Here is a 21,596-nt window from a genome sequence, read left to right on the forward strand (position 1 = left end):
CATGGCGACGATGCACACCAAATACCGCTGCGACACGTGCGGCCGCGTTTTCGAAGACGACGACAACGCGCGCGAATGCTGCCAACCGAGAATCAGCGAGGTCTACCAATGTTCGGTTTGCCACGCGGTGTTCGAGGATGAAGGCGTGGCGGACGAACACTGCTGGACGCATGACGAGGACGAGCCCGACGTTCCCACGCCCGCAGAGCTGGAAGCGCACGGCCAGCAGAGGTTGCCCATCTAATGTCGATCATCAATCCGCTTTCGCCGCAAGAGATCCGCGCGGACTTCACCCATTACGGCTGGCTCGCGTTCTGTCCCGTGTACCTGGCCGAGGACGGGCCGGATGGCGTCAAGGTATGTGAGCGCAACGGCATCCCGGCGTGGGTGTTCGGCGCCGCCGAGGCGGTCATGGCATTGGCGATCTTCCTGCTCAGCGCCGTCGATCATTACTACAAGCCGCAGTGGGGCTTCATCGTTACAGGGGAGATTGAGCATGCGTGACGAGAACAACTACGCACTTCAGCGCGGCATGTCGCGCGGCGCGGCGGCATCGACCGCGATCATCAAGGACATGAAAGGGCAATCCGACATGGGTGCCGATTACTGCTACGGCTACCTGGCCAACCACATCAGCGGGTTGCTTGGCTATGCCGCGGCGATCATCGGCCATGACTCGGTGCGCGAGCTGGTGAAACAGATCAGCGCCACCGTGGATATGGGTCTGGCTTCTATTGAGTCCGGCGCCAGCACGCGGGTGAACTGATGCACGTCACGTGTCCCACCTGCAGCGAATCCTTCCCCATCGTCGCCGGCTTCCTGGAGCCGGACGGCAAGCGCTTCGGCATGCTGCTGGCCGGCATGGATCCGGTGTTGGGTCGCGCGGTGGTGGAGTACCTGGCGCTGTTCACGCCGGGCAAGCAGAAGCTGCGTCTGGTGCGCGCGGTGAAGCTGGTCACCCTGCTCGACGCCCTGGTGCGCGAGGGCACCGTGTGCCGCGACGAGCGCGGCGGCGTGCGCCGCCCGGCCACGCCGGTGCAGTGGGCGGCCGGCATCGAGCAGATGCTTGAGCAGCGCGGCAAGCTCACGCTGCCGCTGGCCAACCACCACTACCTGCGCGCGATCGTGTTCGGCATCGCCGACCAGGCCGGCGCCGCCGCCGAGCAGGCGCGCGAAACCGCGGCCCGATCCGGCCGGCGCGCTGTAGGGCCGAGCCCGCCGACGGCGGCAGCGGATCCGTTGACCGAGCAGCTCGCCTACCTCGACAAGATGCACGACTACGGCAAGCTGACCGATGCGGAATGGGACGCGGAGCGCGCGAAGGCGTTCGCGAAGTACGGGAAGGCGCCGGCGTGACGGATCTGCACGCCGCCATCGATGCCGGCGACCTGCCGCCGCGCCTTGCGGCGCTGGCCGAGCTGATCGGTCTGCCCGCCATGCTGCGCCTTGTCGAGGCGCGCGGCGGCACGCGCGTGTACGTGCCGGACGTGGCCAGCGCGGACCACTGGCTGGCCCGCCTGATCGGCTTGCCGGCAATGGAACAGCTGGTGGCGGAACACTCACGCGACTACATCGAGCTCGACCGCGCGGCAGCCGCGCTGCGCGCTGCGCGTGATCGCAAGATCGTCGCGGACAATGCCGCCGGCACGTCGACCGCCACGCTCGCGCTGGAAAATGGCTTGACGCAGCGACAAGTGTTCAACATCCTTGCACGTACCGGTGGCCCCGTCGCCGACCAGCGCGACCTGTTCCAGCAAAGCCGCTGAAGCGCTTCAGTCTGATTACCCCTCCCTTGCATCCGTAGCCTGACCGCTACAGCGCGCTCCCCCCTTGCGCGCTGTACGCCGGCGGGGCTGATCCCCTGCAGTCCCGCCGGCACCTATTCAGGAGCCGGTGCATGGACTTCAAATCCCGTTTGAGCGCGACTTACCAGGGCTTTGCCGCCGCCCTGGATGACTTCGGCCGCATGGCGCTGTGGGCGCTGCTGAGTCTGCTGCTGCTGGTGGTGATCGCCTGGTTCCTCAACCCGGCGAAGATCGGCAGCTATCTGTGGATCGTGAGCAAGCTGAGCCTGGCCGCGGTGCTGGGCTACGGCTTCGACCGCGCGGCTTCACCGTATGCCCGCCCGCACCAGCTCGACGGCATCGAGCGCGCGATGGCGCAGACCCGACGCGCCACGTTGATGGCCGCGGCGATCGTGGCGGCGGGGTTGATGCCATGAACTTCATCCATCTGGCATTCGCCGTGTTCTTCTGGCTGCTGGGCGGGTGGCTGATCCCGACCAAATTGGGTGCCGCGACCAGTCCGCTGGCGCCGTATCGCGCCATTCGCGGCGTGTTCTATCTGCTGATCGGCCTCGGCTTCTGGCTGGCTGCCATCGGCTTTCGAGTCGCCGTGGTGATCGCTCCATGATCGGCGCACTCCTGCTCCTGCTGCTCGGCGGCTCCTTCATCTACGACGCGACCACCCGGCGCATGTGGGGCTTCCTGCCGCCGCCGCGCTGGCAGACGCCCGTCGGCATCGGCATGTGCGTCGCCGGGCTGATCCTGCTGGCCACGGTGGCCAGCGCTGCACCGGCAAAGCCTGCGGCCGCCGCCCACGTGCGCGTGGCGGTGCCCGAGGTCAACACCATGTATCGACGCTACGTCGAGCAGGCCGTGGCCGAGGAATGGGGCGTGGAAGGCTCGCCCGCGCGGTTGGCCGCGCAGATCCACCAGGAGTCGAGCTGGAACGCGAAGGCGCGTAGCCCGGTGGGCGCCGAGGGCCTGGCGCAGTTCATGCCGTCGACCGGCGCGTGGATCGCCGAGGCGTTCCCCGACAAGCTGGGCCAGTTCGACCCGTGGGACCCGCAACAGGCTGCGCTGGCCGCGGCGGTGTACGACGCCTGGCTGGTCAAGCGCAACCCCGGCACTACCCAGTGCGATAGCTGGGCGTTCGGCCTCAGCGCCTACAACGGCGGCGAGAAGCGCCTGCACCAGGAGATGCAGTTGGCCGAGCGGAAGCGCCTTGATGCCGGCACCTGGTTCGGCAGTGTGAGCGACCAGCGCGCGCGCAGCGCGGCCGCCTGGCGCGAGAACCGCGGCTACGTGCGACGCATCCTGCTGGTGCTGGAACCCGCGTATCTCGATGCCGGTTGGTCGGGCAAAGAGGTGTGCGCATGAAGTACGTCTATGCCTTGCTGGCCCTGCTGGCGCTTGCTGTCGCGCTGGAATGGCACGGCCACTCCCGCGGCTACGACGACGGCGTGGCGGCAACGCAGAAGTCGGCACAGAAACAGGTGGACCAGGCGAACGGCGACCGCAACCTGGCCATCGCCGAGCGCGACGCCACCGCGCAGACCCTGGCGAACGTGCAGCGATTGCTGGACGCGAAGAAGCGCGAGCTGCAGATCGCCAACTATTTTGCCGATGCGGCGATGACCGAGCGCGCCGGCCTGCAACGCAAGCTGGCCGCCGCCCAGCAAGCCCGCGAAGACACACTCAGGAAAGCAGCCCATGAATCCCCGGATTGCGCTGACCTGGCTCGCCTGCCTGTTTGTCCTGCCGTCGCTGAGCGGCTGTGGGGCAAAACGGCAGGTGCCCCGGCCGACGCCCGTCATTGAAGTCCCCGTGCCCGCCTACCGGCCGCTCGATGCGACGTTGACGCAGCCGATCGCCGAGCCAGCACCGCCAGCGGCGCACTGCAGCTGGCGCGGCGCGCCGGCGGTATGCGTGCTGGACGGGCTGGCGTGGATCGAACAGTGGCGAGGGAAGTTGCAGGCGGCCAACGCCGACCGCGCCACCTCGGCCAAGGTCAGCGCGGGGCCGCAACCGTGAGCCTGACCGAATGGACGAAGGATGCGCAGGCGCTGATCCGCGAATGGCAGGGCGACGCCGCCGAGCAGGAGCGCATTGCGCAGCGGCTCACCGGCGCGGAACGCAGCGCCGCGATGGCGCACGGAAATACGAAGTCGGCCTGCGCCAATGCGCTGCAGCGGCTGATGTGGATGCACGGCTTCGCGCCTGTGCCGAAGGGAGTGAAGCCTTGAGCGATGACATCGACCGCGCGCAGGAAAGCGACGCACAGGACCGCGATCGCGCGATGGCCTCGACGCTGCAGCGCATCGCGGATGCGCACTCACCACGCAACACGTCGATCGATGGCATCTGCATCGACTGCGATGAACCGATCGAACCGGCGCGACTGGCCGCGCTGGATCACAAGACCAGCCGCTGCGCCAGCTGTGCGGCAGACCACGAACACCGCTTGAAAGGCTACCGCCGATGAACGAAACCGTTGCCGCCGTGATCATCGCGCTGCTGGTAATCGACCTGATCGGACTGCTGCTGGTCGGCATCCGCATCAGCGGGCAGTCGGCCGATAGCCGGCAGATGTGGGGGCGGCTGATCACGCTGGAGGGCCGAGTGGACAACTTGCCCACCCACCGCGATCTCACGGAGCTGCGCAGCGGCATCAGCGAAGTCGTGGAGACCGTGGCCACGATCAGCGGCCAGACCCAAGCCATGACGCAGATGCTGCGAACCATCCAGGAGCACTTGCTGGAGAACGACCGATGAGCAAAACCTTCACCGACCGCCTGCGCGAAGATCGCCGCCTGGTGCTGCTGCGCCTGCTCAGCGAGCAGCCGGGCTACCGCGCCAACAGCAGCAACCTGCACGCCGGTCTGTACGCGCTGGGCATCGCCGCCACGCGCGACGACGTGACCACCGACCTGCACTGGTTGCGGGAGCAGTCCCTGGTGCGGCTGGAATCGCTGCCCGAGGTGCCGGACCTGACCATCGCCAGCATCACCTCGCGCGGCGACGACGTGGTGCGCGGCATCGCCATCGTGCCCGGCGTGCGCCGGCCGGGGCCGCGGTAACCATGCCGCGCGCCTCCACCATCAAGCGCCTGCCCGACGAGCAGCGCCGCTACCTGGAAAAGCTGATCCGCGAGGATCGCCACACCCTGGACGAAATCCTCGCCCAGGTGCGCGAGCGATTCCCCGCGGCCCAGGTGCCCAGCCGCAGCGCGGTTGGCCGCTACAGCCAGCAGGTGAACGAGCTGGCCGGCCGCATGCGCGACATCCAGGCCGCCAGCACCGCGCTGGTCACCGAGCTGGGCGAAGACCCGAACGACCGCGCCGGCCAGCTGCTGGTGCAGGCGGTGACCACGCTGGCCACCGACGCCGCGCTGAAAGCGCAGAACGCCGACGACGGCGTGTCGATCAAGCAGATCGGCGAGCTGGCCCGCGGCGCCCGCGCCGTGCTGCAAGCGCGCAAGATGAGCCTGGCCGAACGGCAGGAGATCGCGCGCCTGGCGCGCGAGCAGCTGCAGGCGGAGCAGGCCGAGGCGCTCAAGGGCGTGGTGCAGGCCGGCGGCATGACCGCCGCCACCGCCGAGACGATCCGCAAGCAGATCCTGGGCATGGCATGACCGAGCCGCTCGCCCTCGCCGATGCCGTCCGCCAGGCGCTGCCGAACACCGCCGATAGCGATGTGCCGGCGGTGCTGCTGCCGTACCAGCAGCGCTGGCTGGCCGACGACGCGGACCTGAAGGTGGCGGAGAAAAGCCGCCGCACGGGCCTCACCTGGGCCGAGGCCGCCGACGACGTGCTGATCGCCGGCCGTGCCGGCAGCGCCGGCGGCATGAACGTGTATTACATCGGCTACAACATGGACATGGCCATCGAATACATCGAGGCCTGTGCGATGTGGGCGCGCATTTTCGGCCAGGCGTGCGAGGCGATGGAGGAAGGCGAGGAGATCTTCGCCGACGGCAAGGACGAGAAGGCGATCAAGACGTACACCATCCGCTTCGCCAGCGGGTTCCGCATCGTGGCGCTCAGCAGTCGGCCGGCCAACCTGCGCGGCAAGCAGGGCGTGGTGGTGATCGACGAGGCCGCGTTCCACGGCCAGCTCGACGAGCTGCTCAAGGCCGCGATCGCGCTGCTGATGTGGGGCGGCAAGGTGCGCATCATCAGCACCCACAACGGCGTAGACAACCCGTTCAACCAGTTGATCGAGGACATCCGCGCCGACAAGCGGGCGGGCAGCGTCCACCGCATCACTTTCGAGGATGCCTGCGCCGAGGGCCTGTACCGTCACGTGTGCCTGCGCCAGCACAAAGTGTGGTCGGATGAAACGGAGGCCATGTGGAAGGCGGCTATCCGCAAGACGATGGGCGATGCGGCCAGCGAGGAGCTTGACGTGATCCCGTCGCAGGGCAGCGGCAGCTGGCTGTCGGGCGTGCTGGTGGAGGCGCGCATGGTGGCGGCGCCGGTGCTGCGTTACACCTGCCCGCCGGGGTTCGAGAAAGAACCCGATGTGTACCGCTACCAGGCCATCCAGGAATGGCTCGACTTCGAGGTGGCGCCGTTGCTGGCGGCGCTCGACCCGCAGCTGCAGAGCGTGCTCGGCGAGGACTTCGGCCGCAGCGGCGACCTCACCGTGATCACGCCGGCGCAGATCGAGCAGAACCTGACGCGCCGCGTGCCGTTCATGTTGGAGCTGCGCAACATGCCGCACCGCCAGCAGGAACAGATCCTGTTCTTCGTGTGCGATCGCCTGCCGAACTTCGTCAAGGCAGCGGTGGATGCTCGCGGCAACGGCAGCGCCGTGGCCGAGTTCCTCGCCCAGCGCTATGGCTATAGTCGCGTCGAGCTGATCATGGCCACCGACTCCTGGTACCGCGAGCAAATGCCGCCGCTTAAAGCGGCCTTTGAAGACGGCACCATCCTGATTCCGCGCGACAAGGACGTGGCCAGCGACCTGCGCCTTGTGAAGATGATCCGCGGCGTGGCCCGCGTGCCGGACGAACGCACCACCGGCAAGGATGGCAACAAACGCCACGGCGATGCCGCCATCTCCATCGCCATGATGCATTACGCCAGCCGGCACCCCGGCGCCGAAATCGCCTGGCAGGCATTGCCCATCCAGCCCCGCGGCTTCGACAACCGCCTCGCCGACGACGGCGGCATGCGCATGCGCGCCGACGATGGCGCCGACTTCGCACTACCGGAATCCAAAGCATGGTGACCTCGACGATCCTCGGGTTGGACGGCCAGCCGATCCGCACGGCGGATCTGGCCGAGCCGCAAACCAGCCGCAGCCTGGCGCTGCGCAATGAATGGCAGAACCATCCGAGCCGCGGCCTCACGCCGTCGCGCGTGGCGGCCATCCTCGATGGCGCCGAGCAAGGCGACCTGGTCGCGCAGTGCGAGCTGTATGAAGACATGGAGGAAAAGGACGGCCACCTGGCCAGCGAGATGCTCAAGCGCCGCGGCGCCATCCGCGAGCTTGACTGGGACATCGTGCCGCCGTCGTCGCCGTATGCGGCGGAAAAGAAGAACGCCAAGCAGCTGAAGGAGCTGCTGGCGGAGATCCCCGACTTCGACGAGCTGGTGTTCGACGTCACGGATGCGATCGGCAAGGGCTACTGCTGCCTGGAGATCGAGTGGCACCAGCTCGACGGCTGGTGGCTGCCCAAGACCGTCACGCACCGGCCGCAGAGCTGGTTCACCGTGCACCGCGGCTACCGCGAGGAGATCCGCCTGCGCGACGGCACTGTCGCCGGCGAACCGCTGCAGCCGTTCGGCTGGATCACCCACACGCACAAGGCCAAGAGCGGCTACCTGGCGCGCAGCGGCATGTTCCGCGTGCTGGTGTGGCCGTACCTGTTCAAGAACTACAGCGTGGCGGACCTGGCCGAGTTCCTGGAGATCTACGGCATCCCGTTGCGCGTGGGCAAGTACCCGCCGGGCAGCAGCAAGGCCGAAAAGGCCACCCTGTTGCGCGCGCTCAGCGAGTTGGGCCATAACGCCGCCGGCATCATCCCCGACGGCATGACGCTGGATTTCCACGACGCCGCAACGGGCGACCCCGATGCCTTCGTGGCCATGATCGACTGGTGCGAGAAGACCCAGAGCAAGGTGATCCTGGGCGGCACGCTCACCAGCCAGGCCGACGGCAAGACCAGCACGAACGCGCTGGGCAAGGTGCACGACGAGGTGCGCAAGGACCTGCGCGACGGTGACGCCAAGCAGATCGCCGCCACGCTCAGCCGCGACCTGATCTACCCGATCGCCGTGCTCAACGGGCTGGCCACCAACCTGCGTCGCGCACCGCGCCTGATCTTCCCGGTCGAGGAAACCGAGGACATCAAGACGTACGCCGACGCGCTGCCGTCGCTGGTGGCGATGGGCATGAAGATCCCGCGCCAGTGGGCGCAGGAGCGCATCGGCATCCCGGAGCCGGAAGCCGACGACGCGGATCTGCTGGTGGCCCCGAAGCCGGCGGCGCCAGTCGTGGCGTCGCCCGCGCCCGCGCCCGCTGCCGCACCGGCGCCGGCTGATCCTGCTGTTGCGCCGCCCGCGCCCGGCACGGCCGTTGCCACCGCGCAGCCCGCCACGCCGCTGGACCCTCCCGCGCGCATGGTCGACCAGCTCGACACCGCGGTGGCGCCGGCGATCGGCGACTGGCTGGCGCAGATCCGCGCGCTGGCTGGTCGCGTCGACTCCCTCGAAGCGCTGCGCGATGGCATCCTGCAGCTGGCGCCGGACATGAGCCTGGAGCAGTACGCCGAGGCGATGGCGCAGGGGCTGGCGGCGGCCGCGCTGGCTGGACGCTACGAGATCCTGCAGGAGGCGAGCGGCGCATGAATGCCCATCAACGTCGGACACGCCTGCGGAAGCTGCTTGCTGAAGCGAAGCGGCTCGGCATGACTCTGCAGCCCTATCAAAGAGGATGGCTCTTGGCGGACGCGATCCGCGCGTGGAAGCGCCGTGGCTGACCGCGTCGCCTACGGCTCCCTCCCGTTCAAGGAACAGATCGCGTTCTTCCGCGCAAAGAAGAACGTGCTCACCGAAGCCTGGACCGACGTGTGGGAGGCGGAGCACGACCACGCCTTCATGGTCGCCGGCGCCAACCGGATCGACTTGCTGGTCGATCTGCGCGCGGCGGTGGACAAGGCGATCGCCGAGGGAACCGGCCTGGAGGCGTTCCGCCACGACTTCGATCAGATCGTGGCCAAGTACGGCTGGGCCTACAACGGCGGGCGTAACTGGCGCACGCGCGTCATCTACGAAACCAACCTGCGCACCAGCTACGCGGCTGGCCGCTACGCGCAGCTGCAGGCGCTGAAGGCAGTGCGGCCGTACTGGCGTTACCGGCACAGCGACGCCGTGCAGCATCCGCGGCCCATGCACCTGGCATGGAACGGCCTAGTGCTCGCTGCCGACGATGGCTGGTGGAACACGCACTACCCGCCGAACGGCTGGGGCTGCCAGTGCACCGTCGAGGCGCTCAACGCACGCGACCTGGCGCGCCTGGGCAAGACCGGCCCGGACACCGCGCCGCCGGTGGACATGCAGGAGGTCGTGGTGGGCCAGCGCGGCCCGCACCCGCGCACCGTGCAGACGCCGGCGGGCGTGGATCCAGGCTTCGGCTATGCGCCGGGCAAGAGCGCCTTCGAACGCAGCATGCCGCCCGTGCCGGTGCCGCCGCCGCGCGCGCCGCTGGTGCGCCTCACCCAGGACACCGTGCGCAAGGCCGCCCAGCTTCCGGCGCTGAGCGGCGCCGAGCTGCTGGCCCAGCTGCTGCAACGGCCCGGCGTTGCCCAGGTGCTCGATGCCACCTTCGACGCCTGGCGGCAATGGCTAATCGGACTCGGCCTGGCGGCCGCCACCCAGGTGCCGCACGACGACCTGGTGCTGGGCGCGCTCGATGCCGACACCGTGCAGGCGCTGGTCGCGGCCGGCATCACGCCCGCCAGCGCACCCATCGGCTCCGGCGACGCCGCGCTGGCCCGCAACGCGGGCGATGTCCCCCGCGTGCTGCGCAAGGCCGACGCCGTGCTGCTCGATCGCGCCGGCGGCCAATTGCTGTACGTGCTCAGCGGCGCCGGCAGTAACGCCAGCGTGGCGCGCGTGCAGCTGGCGCAGGCGCCCGGCGCCATCAATGCCTACGCCGGCCGCGAGATCGTGCCCACCGCCGGCCTGCAGGCGCGGCTGGCCAGCGGCGAGCTGGTGCTGTTGAGGGGCGCGCTGTAATGGCCGGCGCGCGCATCGAGCTTCAGCTCGACGTCGGCGAAGCATCGGCGGCGCTCAACGACGCCGCGGCCAAGCTGAGCCCCGAAGGCTCGCGCCTGTTGCTCTCCGACATCGGCGAGTACCTGCTACGCAGCACGCGCGACCGTGGCGACCACGAAGTGGACCCCGACGGCCGTCGGTGGCGCGCGCTCGAACCGTCCTACAGGCGCTGGAAGGCCAAGAAGCGCCCTGGCGTGCCCATCCTCAAGTTCGACCATCACATGCTGGGCGACCAGCTCAGTTGGCAGCTCGATGGCGACACGGCGGTGCTGGTCGGCACCAACGCGATCTACGGCGCCGTCCACCAGTTCGGCAGCCGCGACCCGAACCGGGGCATCCCCGCTCGCCCTTGGCTCGGCATCAGCGCCACCGATGCCGACGAGATCGTGGCGCTGACCCGCGATCACCTGCTCGCCGCCTTTTCCGGGCCGGCCGCCTGACGCGCCCTGTGAGCGCCTCCGGGGCTCCCGGTGGCGGCACTGATACGCCGGCAGTACCCCGCGGCGTTTTTAAACGGGTTTTAAATGCCTTCAAAGGCATTCGGGGCGTCTTGCCGGCCTCCCGCCCGACAGCGTAGGCTGTCCATCACCCCGAATCGGGTGCATCCCGCCGCCGCTGAAGCGCTTCAGTCTGCCCCCGGCACCCCGGCATCGCGACACTGATCGCCATGCCGCGCACCTCTCTCGCCATTGCCCTTGCCGCCTGCAGCTTCCAGCTGCCGACGAGTGACGCCACCACCGTCAGCATCCAGCTGACGCCCACCGGCGACTTCAAGCCGTGGGACGGCCGCGAGCTGAAGCCGGGCCGCTGGCACATCGACCAGGCGGTAGCGTCCGCGGTCATCGCCCGCTTTGCCGCCCGCAAGAATCCCCGCGTGCTCGACTACGAGCACCAGACCCTGCTCAAGGAAAAGAACGGCCAGCCGGCGCCCGCCGGCGGCTGGATCACCGGGCTGGAATGGCGCGAGGGCCAGGGGCTGTTCGGCACCGTCGAGCTGACGGCGCGCGCCCGCAAGGCGATCAACGACGGCGAATACAAGTTCGTCAGCCCCGTTTTCAGTTACGACCAGGCCACCGGCGATGTGCTCGATGTCCGCATGGCCGCGCTCACCAACGAACCCGGCATTGATGGCATGGAGCCGCTCGCGCTGCAGGCCGCCGCTACCGCTCTTTTTTCCGACGACGAGGAACCACCCATGAACAAGCTGCTCCTGGCGGTCTGCACCGCGTTGGCCCTGAGCGCCACCGCGACCACCGAAGACCAGGCCATCGCCGCGCTCGATGCCCACTTCAAGGCCGACCCGCTGGCGGACATCCGCAAGACCCTGGGCGTGGATGCCAAAGCGGACGCCACCGCCATCTGCACCGCGATCACCGCGCGCGGCACCGCCGAAGTCGACCCGGCCAAGTTCGTGCCGGTCAGCGTGGTCGAAAGCCTCAAGACCGACCTGGCCGCGCTCACCGCCAAGGTGCAGGGCGCCGACGTGGACGCCCTGGTGTCCGCCGGCCTGGCCGACGGTCGGCTGCTGAAGGCGCAGGAAGAGTGGGCGCGCGGCCTGGGCAAGAAGGACCTGGCCGCGCTGTCCGCCTACCTGGACACCGCCGCGCCCATCGCCGCGCTCACCCGCACCCAGACCGACGGCAAGCAGCCGGTGGTGGATACCGCCAACGGCCTCACCGCCGACGAGCTGGCCGTGTGCAGCGCCACCGCCGTGGACCCCAAGGACTTCGCGGCGGCCAAGGCCGCCTGACCCGAACTGCACGACGCGCGGCCGTAGCCGCCTGAGCCCAGCCGGGCCAGTCATCAAGGAACCATCGCAATGACCGCAACCACCGAAGGCCGCAACACCAAGCGCCGCGACGGCAAGCAGTTCAGCTTCCCGGCCGCGGCCAGCCTGTGCCTGGCCGGCACCATCGCCGTGCTCAACAGCTCGGGCAACGCCGAGATGGGCACCACCGCCACCGGCAAGGTGGCCGTGGGCGTGTTCGACGAAACCGTCGACAACACCGCCGGTGTCGCCGGCGGCGTCCAGGTCGCCACGCGCCGCGGCTGTTTCCAGTTCGCCAACAGCGCGAGCACTGACGCCATCGCCAACACCGACATCGGCACCACCTGCTACATCGTCGACAACCAGACCGTGGCCAAGACCAGCGGCACGAACACGCGCTCGGTCGCCGGCGTGGTTCGCGCGGTCGACAGCGCCGGCGTGTGGGTCGAGTTCTGACCGACTGACCGCTGATCCGCTGACCAGCGACACGCACAACTTCCGCAGCCGAGCCGTGGAACCGGCTGGCCCAGGCTAAACCCAAGAGGCTCTATCCATGATCATCAACGCAGGCAATTTGAAGACCCTGTTCGTTGCCTTCAAGGCGGCGTTCCAGGCCGGGCTGGGCATGGCCGAGTCGCAGTACAAGCGCATCTGCACCATCGTCCCGTCCACCACCGGCAGCGAAGAGTACGGCTGGCTGGGCAGCTTTCCCGGCATGCGCGAATGGCTGGGTGACCGCGTCATCAACGGGGTCAAGTCGCACGGCTACACCATCAAGAACAAGCCGTTCGAGCTCACCGTCGGCGTGCCGCGCGCGGCGATCGAAGACGATCAGTACGGCGTGTTCACCCCCATGCAGCAGGAGCTGGGTCGCGCCACCGAAGCGCATCCGGACGAGCTGGCTTTCGGACTGCTCAAGGCCGGCATCTCCACGCCGTGCTACGACGGCCAGTACTTCTTCGACACCGATCACCCGGTGATCGGTGCCGACGGCGCGGTGGCCAGCCAGTCCAACTACGACAGCGCCGGTGGTGGCAGCACCTGGTACCTGCTGGACACCAGCCGCGCGCTGCGGCCGCTGATCTTCCAGAACCGCAAGGCGCCCAACTTCGTCAGCCTCACGGCGGAGACCGACGAGAACGTGTTCAGCCGCGCCGAGTACCTCTACGGTGTCGACTGCCGGCGCAACGTGGGCTACGGGTTCTGGCAGATGGCCTACGCGTCGAATCAGCCGATCACCGAGGACAACATTGTGGCGGCCTACACCGCCATGACCGAACGCACCGGCGACAACGGCCGACCGCTCGGCCTCAAGCCGAACCTGCTGGTGGTCCGCCCTGGTTCGAAGTTCGCCGCGGCCAAGATCGTCAACGCCAGCACGCTGGCGAACGGCGCCGAGAACGTGATGAAGGGCATCGTCGAGGTCCTGGACACGCCCTGGATCATCTGATCCGCCGGCACCCGTAACCGCGCATAGAGCATGGGCGGCGCCAGGCAACTGCCGCCGCCCATCCGCACCTGGAGCAATCCATGACGCTGATCACCATCAAATCCAAGGGCGAGCGCTTCCGCCGCGCCGGCATCGAGTTCAGCCGCGCCGGCGTGGAGCTGAATACCGACGACCTGACGCCGGAACAGACCCTGGCCATCGCCAGCGAGCCGCAGCTGATCATCCTGGTCGACGGCAAGGAAATCCCGCGGCCTGATGCCGCGCAGCTCGCCGACATGCGGGCAGCGTTCGAACAGCGCGCCGCGGAGAAGGCTGCCGACAAGCAGACCGCTGCCGATGAGGAGAAGACCGCCGAGGAGCGAGCGACTGCCGACGCCGGGAAAGCTGCCGAACAGCCGGCCGCGGCCGCGAAGAAAACCGCCGGCGGCAAGAAGTCCGGCAAGTAATTCGATGGCCCGCATGGGCCGACATAAAGCGACCAGCAAGTGTCGCAAAAGCCCACCCGGCCGAGGAGCGCCTCGGCCGGGGAACCAAGAAGGCCGGCAAGTAAACCGACGAGGGATTCAAAAATGCATTACCGCAACGGCCGCGAGGCCAAGAACGGCGACAAGGTTGTATCACTGGCCGGCTACAGCAACGGCAAGCCGATCATCAACGCGATCGGCATCCTGTTCGACGCCACTCCGGGCAATGACTACTGCAATGGCATGATCGCCCCGATCACGGGTGGCGCCGTCACCGGCGCGTGCATGTGCGACTGCCTGCACATGGATGACGTCATGGCCATCCTGGCCGAGAAGGGCCTGGATAAGCGGCCCGAAGGCAAGTAAGCATGTACGTCACGCCCGCCCAACTTGCCGATCGACCTGGTGCCCGCGAGCTGGCCCAGGTGGCAACGCGCGAGCGTGACGCGATCGTGGCCGATGACTTGATGGAAGCCACTCTGCGCGCCACCGATCGCAGCGCCTGGTCAGCCGATCAGATCGCGATCGCGGACGACGCGCTGACGCGCATCACCCAGGCGATCGCCGACGCCGACGGCACGATCGACGGCTTCCTGGCCAAGCGCTACCCGGTGCCGCTGTCGCCCGTGCCGAGCGTGGTGGTGAACTGGTCGCGCGCCATCACGCGCTACAACCTGCACAAGGACCGCATCAGCGGCGAGGCGAACGATCCGATCCTGCGCGACTACCGCGACGCGCTGAAGCTGCTGCAGCTCACCGCCGACGGCAAGTTCAGCCTGGGCGCGGACGATCCGGTACTCGCCGACGCCGGCGACGCGGAGGTGCAGTTCACCGGCGACGGCCGCGTGTTCCGCCGCGACGCATCGCGAGGCTACCCGTGAGCTTCGCGCCCTTCAACGTGCAGCCCGTCGCCGACCGCATCCGCGCCGGCGTCGCGGGCCTGCGCCTGGTGGGCCTGGCCGCCGACTACGCCGCGGTGAAAAGCCTGCGCGACTTCACCCCGCCCAGCGTCTATGTGGTGCTGGCGCAGGAAACGTTCGAAGGCAACCCGCCTGGCCACGGCCAGCGCGGCGAGCAGGTACGCACGGCACAACGCGGCACGGTGGCGGTGGGCGTGGTCATTGTGGGCCGCAACTACCGCGAGCAGGCCGGCGCGCAGCTCAGCGCCGGCATGAACGCCCTCATCGGCCAGGTGCGCGGCGTGCTGTCCGGCTGGGTGCCAGATGTGCCCGGCGCCCGCCCATTCGAACTGCAGCGCGGCGACCTGCTGCAGTACGACGACTCCACCGCGCTGTGGTGCGACGTGTGGAAAACGCAAACCTTCATAGGCGCTGGAGCGCAATGACCATGATCGTGACCCTGAAGAAGGACCATACCCATGCCGGCAAGGATTACCCGGCCGGCGCCGAGATCGACGTGCCGCCGCATGACGCCGAGTGGCTCGCCGCCAACGAAGTCATCGACCCGTTGCCCGACACCAAGCGCGGCCCGGCCGCGAAGGAGAAGTAAGCCATGCGCGATTTCAGCTTCCAGGGCAAGGTGTACCTGGGCAACCGCGACGCGGTCACCGGCAAATCCCAGGCGCTGCGCTGGGTGGACGACGCCGCCGAGCTGCAGGTGAAACTGTCGGTGGACACCGAGGAGCGCACCGAAAGCTACAGCGGCAACAAGCTCACCAGCGTGCGCCTGCAAAAGGCCAAGAAGGCGGAGTTCTCGCTGAAACTCAACGCGTTCAGCAAGCTCAACCTGGCGCTGGGCCTGGCCACCACACCCATCGACGTCACCACCGGCACGGTCACCGCCGAGCCGCTGCCGACCGGCCTGGTAGCCGGCGACGTGGTGCAGCTGGACAAGCGCGACGTGTCCAGCGTGGTGGTGAGCGACTCGGCCGTCACGCCGGCCACGCTGATCGCCGGTACCGACTACGTGGTGGATTCCGCCGCCAACGGCATCGTGAAGATCCTCAACGTCGGCAGCTACACGCAGCCGTTCAAGGCGGCCTACAGCAATGCGGCCGCGATCCGCCTGCCCATGTTCACCGCCGGCGTGCAGGAGCGCTTCCTGGTGCTGGACGGCATCAACACGGTGGACAACAGCCGCGTGCGCGTGAGTCTGTACCGCTGCTCGTTCGACCCGATCAGCCAGCTCGACATGATCACCGACTCGCTCAGCTCGCTGGACCTCAGCGGCGCAGTGCTGTTCGACACGATCAACGCGGCCGACGCCAACATGGGCGGCTTCGGGCGCATCGACCTGCCGGCGGAGGTGTAGCGGTGGCGCGCAAGGTCACCGCCAGGAAGAGCCCGTCGGCGCCGCCCCCCAGCGGCGCCGACGATGTGGCGGTCATGCACCCCGACGTCACGCTCACCATTGCCGGCCGCGAGATCACGGTGCGCGAGTACGGCTTCGTCGATGGCCTGCGCGTGCGTGCGCAGACGCGGCCGTTCCTGCTGGCGCTGGAGCAGCTGTTCGGCGCCGGCGAGGGCCTGGCTGACGATGTGCTGGCGGTGGTCGGCGAGCACTACGACCTGATGCGCGGCGCGATCGCGCAGAGCGCCGGCGTCGACGTGGCCTGGATCGAGTCGCTCGGCGACACGGATGCCGACCGGCTGCTGATGGCATGGTGGACCGTGTGCGGCCCTTTTTTTCTCCGCCAGCTCATCCGCCGGAGCGGCGAACGAACCAGGCGGATCGAACTGATCGCTGGGCCGACGTCTATCTCGACCTCGCCGCCGCCGGCTTCGGCGACCCCGACCGGCTCGGCCGCTACACCGAGCGACAGCTCCGGCTCTTCCACGCGCGCCTGATGCACCGGCGCGACCGGCACCAGGCAGATCTGATCGAGGCGATCGCCAACGGCTACAGCTGCTGCCAGAGCAAAGCCGCCCTCAAGCAGATGCAGGCACTAGTGGAGGCACTGCGGAAGGGCTGATCAGCCGTGGTGCCACCAGCCGCCGATGGCCGAACCGACAAACAGGAGCAAGCCAATAACAACAATCGTCAGGCCTGCCGCTCCACCAATCGCCGCCGCCGAAAAGAACCCGCCGACCGCCACTATGAAGCCGATCAACATCCCGCCCTTGTATGACTTGCTGGTCTGTTCGACCTGCACCGGCGCGATCGGCCGTCCGCAGTTCGGGCAGGCGGGCGCGGTGTCCGACACGCTGTGTTTGCAGTCCGGGCAATTGATCAATGCCATGTCGCTCCCCTCAGTGATTGACCGAGCGGAGCATACCAGTGGCTGACCGCAACCTCGAAATCGCGCTGCGCATCAAGGCCGACCTGGAATCGGCCCGCCAGCAGCTGGACGAGTTGAACAAGTCGGTCAAGGCCACCGGCGACAACAGCAAGGCCAGCGCCGACAAGATCGCCGCCGTCGGCGAGCGCATCGGCGAGATGGAAGCGGAGGCCGCCCAGGCGAACAAGACGCTGGGGCAGACCGGCAAGGTCGCGGACGCTACCGCAGGCAAAGCGCGCAACCTCGGCCAGGAATTGGCCAGTCTTGCGCGCAACCTTGCCAACGGAAACTTCAGGAGTGCCGCCAGCGACCTGGAGCAGATCGGCAAGTCGACGTTGATCAGCGCCGGGCGTTCCAGCATGGTCGGTGTGGCAGTCGGTGCCACCACTGCCGCGCTCGCGCTCTTGGCCGTCGCCGCTGTGAAGGGTTACCAGGAGGAACAGCGCCTCAACCGCGAGATCATCGCGACTGGCAACTATGCCGGCGTGACCACCGGCATGCTTCGCGGCATGGCGGAACAATTGTCCGGGCCGGTCGGCACGGCAAATCAGACGCTTTCGTTGCTGGTGGCGTCTGGCCGTGTGGCCGGGACTGAATTGCAGAAAGCCGCACAGGCCTCGATCGACCTGGCCACGGTTACCGGCACCAGCGTCGACAAGGCCGTGACGCAGATCCTGCGTCTGCGCGAAGACCCGGTGCGTGCGATCGCCGAGCTCGATGCGCAGTACCACCTTCTCTCGCTGACGCAGTACGAATCCATCAAGGCATTGGCCGCGCAAGGCAATGCCGAGGCGGCTGCCACGCTGGCGCAGGACTCTGCCGCGGCGGCGCTTGCCGGCCGCGCCGCCCAGGTCCGCCAGAACCTGGGCTTGTTGGAGCGCGCGTGGGCAGAGGTGCGGGACACGGCCTCCGCGGCATGGGCCGCCATGAAGGGCGTCGGCCGGCCCGGCAGCAACGTCGACGACGTCGCCGCTGCGGACAAGGGCCTGCAGGCGATCAAGAACCGCCTGCCACAGACGAAGAGCCTGACGGATCAACAGCTGCTGGCCGCGGCCAAGAATGCGTCCGATCCGAACCATGCATTCTTCGCCGGCGACCTCGGCACCATCCAGCAGCTCGTTTCGCAGAAGAACGCCGCGCAGGCCGGCGCCAACTTCGAGCGCTGGGTCGCCGAGACGGAAGGCGAGCAGCGCCAGCTCGACACCTTGGGCAAGCAAGCCAGCGATGTGATGACGCGCTACCTGCAGTCGGCGAAGTCCGACGAGGCTAAAGCGGCCGAAATCGCTTCGGTGAAGGAGGCGACGCAGAAGCTGATCGCCGCCAATCCGTCGAGCGCCGCCAAGTACCTCGCGGATGAAAAGACCGCGCTGGCATACATCGAGAAGAAGTACCAGCCGCCCAAGGAACCCAAGGCCCGCGACACCACCAACGCCCTCGCCGCCGCGCAGAAGCAATTGCAGGACCAGATCCTCAATCTCGGCAACACCGCATTGGGCCCCGTCACGGGCATCTGGGACAAGTACACGAAGGCGATGCTCGATGCCGCCTCGGCCGGGGGCAAGGCGATCAAGGCCGGTGGCGACGTCGCCGCCGTGCAGGCGCAGGTGAGCCAGGTGCAGACCCTGGCTGCGCAGGCGCGCGATCGCGCGCTGGCCGAGCAGTCGCGCGGCCTGAACATCGCCTACCTGCAGGCCACCGGCCAGCAGGCCGAGGCAGCACGGCTGCAGATCGAACAGCAATACGGTGCGCTGCTGGAGGATCTGCAGCGCCGGGGCGACGCGGCCGGCGTGCGCCTGGTCAAATCGCTGATCAACGTGGGCGAGGCGCGCGCACAGCTGCAGCAGCTGCAGCAGCAGGTGGATGCGATTCTGGCCAGCCAGGGCCGGCAAGAGCAGAACATCCAGGCCGAGCAGCAGGCCGGCTTGATCAGCGAGTACTCCGCGCGCAAGCAGATCCTGGACCTGCACCACGCCACCGCCGCCCAGCTCGATGCGCTGCTGCCGAAGATGCGCGAGCTGGTGGCCGCCACCGGCGATCCGCGCGCGGTGGAGCAGCTGAAGAACCTGGAAGCCGAGCTGGGCCGCCTCAAGCTGCAGACGAATGACCTTAAAACCGCGTTTGAAAGCGGTTTGACCAGCGGCCTGGAACAGGCGCTGGAAGGGCTGGCCACGCGCACCATGACCGTGGGCGAGGCGTTCAAGACGCTGGCGCGCACCGTGGTGCAAAGCCTGGCGCAGGTGGCGGCCCGCGCGCTGGCGGCCAAGACCATCGAAGGCCTATCCAACCTGTTCGGCGGCGGCGATCAGAAGGCCGATGTGAGCGCGGGAGCCACCAAGCTCACCGTGGCCGGCGGCGTGGTCGGCGGCGCGGCGGTCATGCTGGGCTCCAGCGCCGACAAACTGCAGGCGGCCGCCACCACGCTGCTGATCGCCAACAGCGTCGGCTCGGTCGGCGGCTTTGCCGAGGGCGGCTACACCGGCCACGGCGGCAAGTACGAAGTGGCCGGTGTGGTCCACCGCGGCGAAGGCGTGCTCACCCAGAAGGAAGTCAACGCGCTGGGCGGCCCGTCCGGCTTCTACGCGCTGCGCCACGCGATCGCCTATGGCTACGCCGAGGGCGGCTACGTGAATGCGCTGCGCGACGCGCCGCGTTTGCCCGCCACCACCTCGCGCACGCGCCTGCCCACCGTGGCTGCCAACGACGCGCATGCCGCCCCGCAAATCAACCAGCGCATCGTGGTCGGCCTGGATACCAGTGCGCTGGATGACTGGGCCACCAGCAGCAGCTTCGAGGAGTCCGTGAAAGTGGTCATCGGCCGCAACCCTTCCTTCATCCGCCAGTCGGTGCGCTGAAATGGCCTACGAAATCGGCTTCGTCGACAACACCGGCACCGAGGGCCTGGCCCATTGGCAGATGCTACTCAAGATCAAGACGCTGGCCGAGGCCAACGGCTGGACCACGCTGCGCTATCTCAACCCCACGGACGGCAGCAACCGCGAGCTGATCCTGCAGGGCGTAGGTCTCTCCGGCACCGAACAGATCTTCATCGGCTTCCGCAGCTACCACAGCGCCACCAGCGACTACTACAACCTCAGCGTCGCCGCGTTCACCGGCTACGTCGCCGCGGCGGCCTTCACCGCGCAGCCGGGTTACATGGAAAGCGGCGTGTGCGCGCACAACCAGCGCATCGACTACTGGCTGTGTGTGAATGCGCAGCGCATCACGTTCGGCTTGAAGGTCGGGGTGGGCAGCTATCAGCACGGCTACGCCGGTTTCTTCTTCCCCTACGGCACGCCGGGCCAGTACCCGTACCCGATCGCGGTGTTCGGCATGCTCAACGGCGTGCCGGCCACGCGCTATTCCGACACCAGCTATTCGATGGGTCTCAAGGGCTACATCCAAGCCACCGCCACCTATAACGGCCCCAACGCGCGCATCCGCGACGTCGCCGGCACGTGGCAGCAGGTGTACAGCGCGCCCTGGAACACGGGCATGAACATGCGCGACACCGGCGGCTATTACCTCGCCAAGAAGATCGCGCTGTATCAGGCCAACCAGGTCTGGGGCGAGCTGGATGGCGTGCGCTTCATCAGCGGCTTCAACCAGGTCGTCGAGAACACCTGCGTCATCAATGCCAAGACCAACGTCGTGCTGCGTGACGTCACCCGCACCGGGTTCGCCGACTACTTCCTGCTGGAGCTGAGCTGATGGGCGCGTACGTCACCGGCACCGCCAACTCCTACGCGGATCTGCTCGCCGCGCTGCAAACCGCGTGCACCGCGAACGGCTACACGCTCACCGGCAACGTGCTCTCCAAGGGCACGCTGTTCATCGAAGCCAAGGTCGTGGGCAGCACGCTGCAGATCCAGGGCGGCAGCGGGCAAGCCGGCGGCGTGCTCAGCGGCCGCAGCAATGCGCAGCCGTCGATCATCGGGCTGACCGTCGTGACGGCATCGCCGATTGTCAATCACCCAATCGTTTTCCCAGTTACCTACGACATCCACATCAACGCCGCGCCGGACGAGGTGTACCTGTGGATCAACTACGAGGCCACCTGCTACCAGTATCTGGCGTTCGGCCAGAGCGATCAGCCCGGCCTGGTCGGCACGGGCAACTGGTACTACGGGACGGCGGGCACGAACACCAACGGATCGAGCTGGGACTTCCGCACGATCGGCGGTGGCAACACCGTAGGGCAGAGCTTCAACTGCGGACTGTTCGACGCCCTGACGAGCTATTACGCGGGCGTAGGCGGCATCGACCATCAGCTGGATGCGGCCGGCAACTGGAGCGGCTATTACTCCGCGAGCGATCGTTGGCCGGTGCAGCAGAACTCACCGAGCGCATGGAATGGCGAGTCGGTGCTGTCGCCCATCATTGTCTACGCAGCGCGACCATCCTCTCTGTTCTCGCAGGTGTTGCAGACGCGCCACCTGCGCTGGGTCATGCTCGACAACCTTACCGACGGCCAGATCGTCACGTTGGGTCCCGATCGCTGGAAGATGTACCCGTTGTGGCGCCGCAGCGCGCGCACCCTGGGCCCCACGCCGGATGGGCAAGGCACCGGCACGCTCGGCTATGCCGTGCGCTACAACGGGCCGTAACCGATG

The 21,596-nt window shown here is 68.0% G+C and carries 34 protein-coding genes; 33 read left to right on the top strand and 1 reads right to left on the bottom strand.

The annotated features are described in order from the left end of the window. The first annotated feature begins 1 nt into the window (after nt 1). From R2APBS1_RS13720 to R2APBS1_RS20635, 30 genes are all read left to right on the top strand, one after another. Nucleotides 2–244, top strand: coding sequence for a C2H2-type zinc finger protein (locus tag R2APBS1_RS13720; protein WP_015448372.1), 243 nt, complete (start codon nt 2–4; stop codon nt 242–244). Continuing rightward, nucleotides 244–504, top strand: a complete 261-nt coding sequence (locus R2APBS1_RS13725; RefSeq protein WP_015448373.1) for a hypothetical protein — start codon at nt 244–246, stop codon at nt 502–504. Before R2APBS1_RS13720 ends, R2APBS1_RS13725 begins: the two co-directional genes overlap by 1 nt. Further along, nucleotides 497–766, top strand: a complete 270-nt coding sequence (locus R2APBS1_RS13730) for a hypothetical protein (protein WP_015448374.1) — start codon at nt 497–499, stop codon at nt 764–766. Before R2APBS1_RS13725 ends, R2APBS1_RS13730 begins: the two co-directional genes overlap by 8 nt. Continuing rightward, nucleotides 766–1,356 (top strand): hypothetical protein, encoded by a 591-nt coding sequence (locus R2APBS1_RS13735; protein ID WP_015448375.1) that lies wholly within the window; start codon nt 766–768, stop codon nt 1,354–1,356. Before R2APBS1_RS13730 ends, R2APBS1_RS13735 begins: the two co-directional genes overlap by 1 nt. Next, nucleotides 1,353–1,766 (top strand): hypothetical protein, encoded by a 414-nt coding sequence (locus R2APBS1_RS19385; RefSeq protein ID WP_015448376.1) that lies wholly within the window; start codon nt 1,353–1,355, stop codon nt 1,764–1,766. Before R2APBS1_RS13735 ends, R2APBS1_RS19385 begins: the two co-directional genes overlap by 4 nt. Before the next feature lie 131 nt (nt 1,767–1,897). After that, the gene (locus R2APBS1_RS13745; RefSeq protein WP_015448377.1) at nt 1,898–2,221 is read left to right on the top strand and encodes a putative holin; all 324 of its coding nucleotides are present in this window, start codon (nt 1,898–1,900) and stop codon (nt 2,219–2,221) included. Further along, complete coding sequence (locus R2APBS1_RS13750) at nt 2,218–2,412, top strand: hypothetical protein (RefSeq protein WP_015448378.1); 195 nt, start codon at nt 2,218–2,220, stop codon at nt 2,410–2,412. Before R2APBS1_RS13745 ends, R2APBS1_RS13750 begins: the two co-directional genes overlap by 4 nt. Beyond that, nucleotides 2,409–3,161: a transglycosylase SLT domain-containing protein gene (locus tag R2APBS1_RS13755; protein WP_015448379.1), complete on the top strand. Its 753-nt coding sequence runs from the start codon at nt 2,409–2,411 to the stop codon at nt 3,159–3,161. Before R2APBS1_RS13750 ends, R2APBS1_RS13755 begins: the two co-directional genes overlap by 4 nt. Then, entirely contained in the window at nt 3,158–3,601 is a 444-nt protein-coding gene (locus tag R2APBS1_RS13760) for a hypothetical protein (protein ID WP_015448380.1), read from the top strand. Before R2APBS1_RS13755 ends, R2APBS1_RS13760 begins: the two co-directional genes overlap by 4 nt. 7 nt (nt 3,602–3,608) lie before the next feature. Then, nucleotides 3,609–3,815: a hypothetical protein gene (locus R2APBS1_RS19390; RefSeq protein ID WP_051061184.1), complete on the top strand. Its 207-nt coding sequence runs from the start codon at nt 3,609–3,611 to the stop codon at nt 3,813–3,815. Further along, nucleotides 3,812–4,027, top strand: coding sequence for a hypothetical protein (locus R2APBS1_RS20210; RefSeq protein ID WP_015448381.1), 216 nt, complete (start codon nt 3,812–3,814; stop codon nt 4,025–4,027). The genes R2APBS1_RS19390 and R2APBS1_RS20210 overlap by 4 nt, the downstream gene beginning before the upstream one ends. Then, on the top strand, nt 4,024–4,266 hold the full coding sequence (locus R2APBS1_RS20215) for a TraR/DksA family transcriptional regulator (protein WP_015448382.1): 243 nt from the start codon (nt 4,024–4,026) through the stop codon (nt 4,264–4,266). The genes R2APBS1_RS20210 and R2APBS1_RS20215 overlap by 4 nt, the downstream gene beginning before the upstream one ends. Continuing rightward, nucleotides 4,263–4,556: a DUF2730 domain-containing protein gene (locus R2APBS1_RS13780; RefSeq protein ID WP_015448383.1), complete on the top strand. Its 294-nt coding sequence runs from the start codon at nt 4,263–4,265 to the stop codon at nt 4,554–4,556. Before R2APBS1_RS20215 ends, R2APBS1_RS13780 begins: the two co-directional genes overlap by 4 nt. After that, nucleotides 4,553–4,861: a VpaChn25_0724 family phage protein gene (locus R2APBS1_RS13785; RefSeq protein WP_015448384.1), complete on the top strand. Its 309-nt coding sequence runs from the start codon at nt 4,553–4,555 to the stop codon at nt 4,859–4,861. The genes R2APBS1_RS13780 and R2APBS1_RS13785 overlap by 4 nt, the downstream gene beginning before the upstream one ends. 2 nt (nt 4,862–4,863) lie before the next feature. Beyond that, nucleotides 4,864–5,415 carry a phage protein Gp27 family protein gene (locus R2APBS1_RS13790; protein WP_015448385.1) on the top strand — a complete coding sequence of 184 codons (552 nt, stop codon included), beginning with the start codon at nt 4,864–4,866 and terminating at the stop codon, nt 5,413–5,415. After that, nucleotides 5,412–7,016: a hypothetical protein gene (locus R2APBS1_RS13795; RefSeq protein WP_015448386.1), complete on the top strand. Its 1,605-nt coding sequence runs from the start codon at nt 5,412–5,414 to the stop codon at nt 7,014–7,016. The genes R2APBS1_RS13790 and R2APBS1_RS13795 overlap by 4 nt, the downstream gene beginning before the upstream one ends. After that, nucleotides 7,010–8,638 carry a DUF935 domain-containing protein gene (locus tag R2APBS1_RS13800; RefSeq protein WP_015448387.1) on the top strand — a complete coding sequence of 543 codons (1,629 nt, stop codon included), beginning with the start codon at nt 7,010–7,012 and terminating at the stop codon, nt 8,636–8,638. Before R2APBS1_RS13795 ends, R2APBS1_RS13800 begins: the two co-directional genes overlap by 7 nt. Nucleotides 8,639–8,761: 123 nt before the next feature. Beyond that, nucleotides 8,762–10,027, top strand: a complete 1,266-nt coding sequence (locus tag R2APBS1_RS13805; RefSeq protein WP_015448389.1) for a phage head morphogenesis protein — start codon at nt 8,762–8,764, stop codon at nt 10,025–10,027. Further along, on the top strand, nt 10,027–10,506 hold the full coding sequence (locus tag R2APBS1_RS13810; RefSeq protein ID WP_015448390.1) for a phage virion morphogenesis protein: 480 nt from the start codon (nt 10,027–10,029) through the stop codon (nt 10,504–10,506). The genes R2APBS1_RS13805 and R2APBS1_RS13810 overlap by 1 nt, the downstream gene beginning before the upstream one ends. Nucleotides 10,507–10,733: 227 nt before the next feature. Further along, a complete protein-coding gene (locus R2APBS1_RS13815; RefSeq protein WP_015448391.1) occupies nt 10,734–11,816 on the top strand; it encodes a phage protease in 1,083 nt (360 codons plus the stop codon). 69 nt (nt 11,817–11,885) lie between these two features. Continuing rightward, a complete protein-coding gene (locus R2APBS1_RS13820; RefSeq protein WP_015448392.1) occupies nt 11,886–12,290 on the top strand; it encodes a hypothetical protein in 405 nt (134 codons plus the stop codon). 97 nt (nt 12,291–12,387) lie between these two features. After that, nucleotides 12,388–13,284, top strand: coding sequence for a Mu-like prophage major head subunit gpT family protein (locus R2APBS1_RS13825; protein WP_015448393.1), 897 nt, complete (start codon nt 12,388–12,390; stop codon nt 13,282–13,284). Nucleotides 13,285–13,364: 80 nt separating this feature from the next. Then, complete coding sequence (locus R2APBS1_RS13830; protein WP_015448394.1) at nt 13,365–13,730, top strand: hypothetical protein; 366 nt, start codon at nt 13,365–13,367, stop codon at nt 13,728–13,730. A 123-nt stretch (nt 13,731–13,853) separates the two neighbouring features. Then, nucleotides 13,854–14,114, top strand: coding sequence for a hypothetical protein (locus R2APBS1_RS13835; protein ID WP_015448395.1), 261 nt, complete (start codon nt 13,854–13,856; stop codon nt 14,112–14,114). A 2-nt stretch (nt 14,115–14,116) separates the two neighbouring features. Continuing rightward, entirely contained in the window at nt 14,117–14,629 is a 513-nt protein-coding gene (locus R2APBS1_RS13840; RefSeq protein ID WP_015448396.1) for a gp436 family protein, read from the top strand. Further along, nucleotides 14,626–15,093 (top strand): phage tail terminator protein, encoded by a 468-nt coding sequence (locus R2APBS1_RS13845; protein ID WP_015448397.1) that lies wholly within the window; start codon nt 14,626–14,628, stop codon nt 15,091–15,093. Before R2APBS1_RS13840 ends, R2APBS1_RS13845 begins: the two co-directional genes overlap by 4 nt. Beyond that, nucleotides 15,090–15,257 (top strand): DUF7210 family protein, encoded by a 168-nt coding sequence (locus R2APBS1_RS20220; protein ID WP_157769754.1) that lies wholly within the window; start codon nt 15,090–15,092, stop codon nt 15,255–15,257. Before R2APBS1_RS13845 ends, R2APBS1_RS20220 begins: the two co-directional genes overlap by 4 nt. 3 nt (nt 15,258–15,260) lie before the next feature. Further along, nucleotides 15,261–16,019, top strand: coding sequence for a phage tail tube protein (locus R2APBS1_RS13850; RefSeq protein ID WP_015448399.1), 759 nt, complete (start codon nt 15,261–15,263; stop codon nt 16,017–16,019). 2 nt (nt 16,020–16,021) lie between these two features. Further along, complete coding sequence (locus tag R2APBS1_RS19395) at nt 16,022–16,555, top strand: DUF6631 family protein (RefSeq protein ID WP_015448400.1); 534 nt, start codon at nt 16,022–16,024, stop codon at nt 16,553–16,555. Then, complete coding sequence (locus R2APBS1_RS20635; RefSeq protein WP_015448401.1) at nt 16,555–16,680, top strand: hypothetical protein; 126 nt, start codon at nt 16,555–16,557, stop codon at nt 16,678–16,680. The genes R2APBS1_RS19395 and R2APBS1_RS20635 overlap by 1 nt, the downstream gene beginning before the upstream one ends. Here R2APBS1_RS20635 and R2APBS1_RS13860 read toward each other — a convergent pair whose 3' ends face one another. After that, nucleotides 16,681–16,947 carry a zinc ribbon domain-containing protein gene (locus R2APBS1_RS13860; protein WP_015448402.1) on the bottom strand — a complete coding sequence of 89 codons (267 nt, stop codon included), beginning with the start codon at nt 16,945–16,947 and terminating at the stop codon, nt 16,681–16,683. A 38-nt stretch (nt 16,948–16,985) separates the two neighbouring features. Between R2APBS1_RS13860 and R2APBS1_RS19400 the strand changes: the two genes are divergently transcribed. From R2APBS1_RS19400 to R2APBS1_RS13875, 3 genes are read left to right on the top strand one after another with little or no spacing between them, the layout of a single operon-like run. Further along, nucleotides 16,986–19,838 carry a phage tail length tape measure family protein gene (locus R2APBS1_RS19400; protein WP_015448403.1) on the top strand — a complete coding sequence of 951 codons (2,853 nt, stop codon included), beginning with the start codon at nt 16,986–16,988 and terminating at the stop codon, nt 19,836–19,838. Between the two features lies 1 nt (nt 19,839). After that, a complete protein-coding gene (locus R2APBS1_RS13870; RefSeq protein WP_015448404.1) occupies nt 19,840–20,694 on the top strand; it encodes a hypothetical protein in 855 nt (284 codons plus the stop codon). Then, nucleotides 20,694–21,590: a hypothetical protein gene (locus R2APBS1_RS13875; protein WP_015448405.1), complete on the top strand. Its 897-nt coding sequence runs from the start codon at nt 20,694–20,696 to the stop codon at nt 21,588–21,590. Before R2APBS1_RS13870 ends, R2APBS1_RS13875 begins: the two co-directional genes overlap by 1 nt. Nucleotides 21,591–21,596: the final 6 nt, after the last annotated feature.

It is taken from the genome of Rhodanobacter denitrificans, from assembly GCF_000230695.2.
GTDB classification, from domain to species: domain Bacteria; phylum Pseudomonadota; class Gammaproteobacteria; order Xanthomonadales; family Rhodanobacteraceae; genus Rhodanobacter; species Rhodanobacter denitrificans.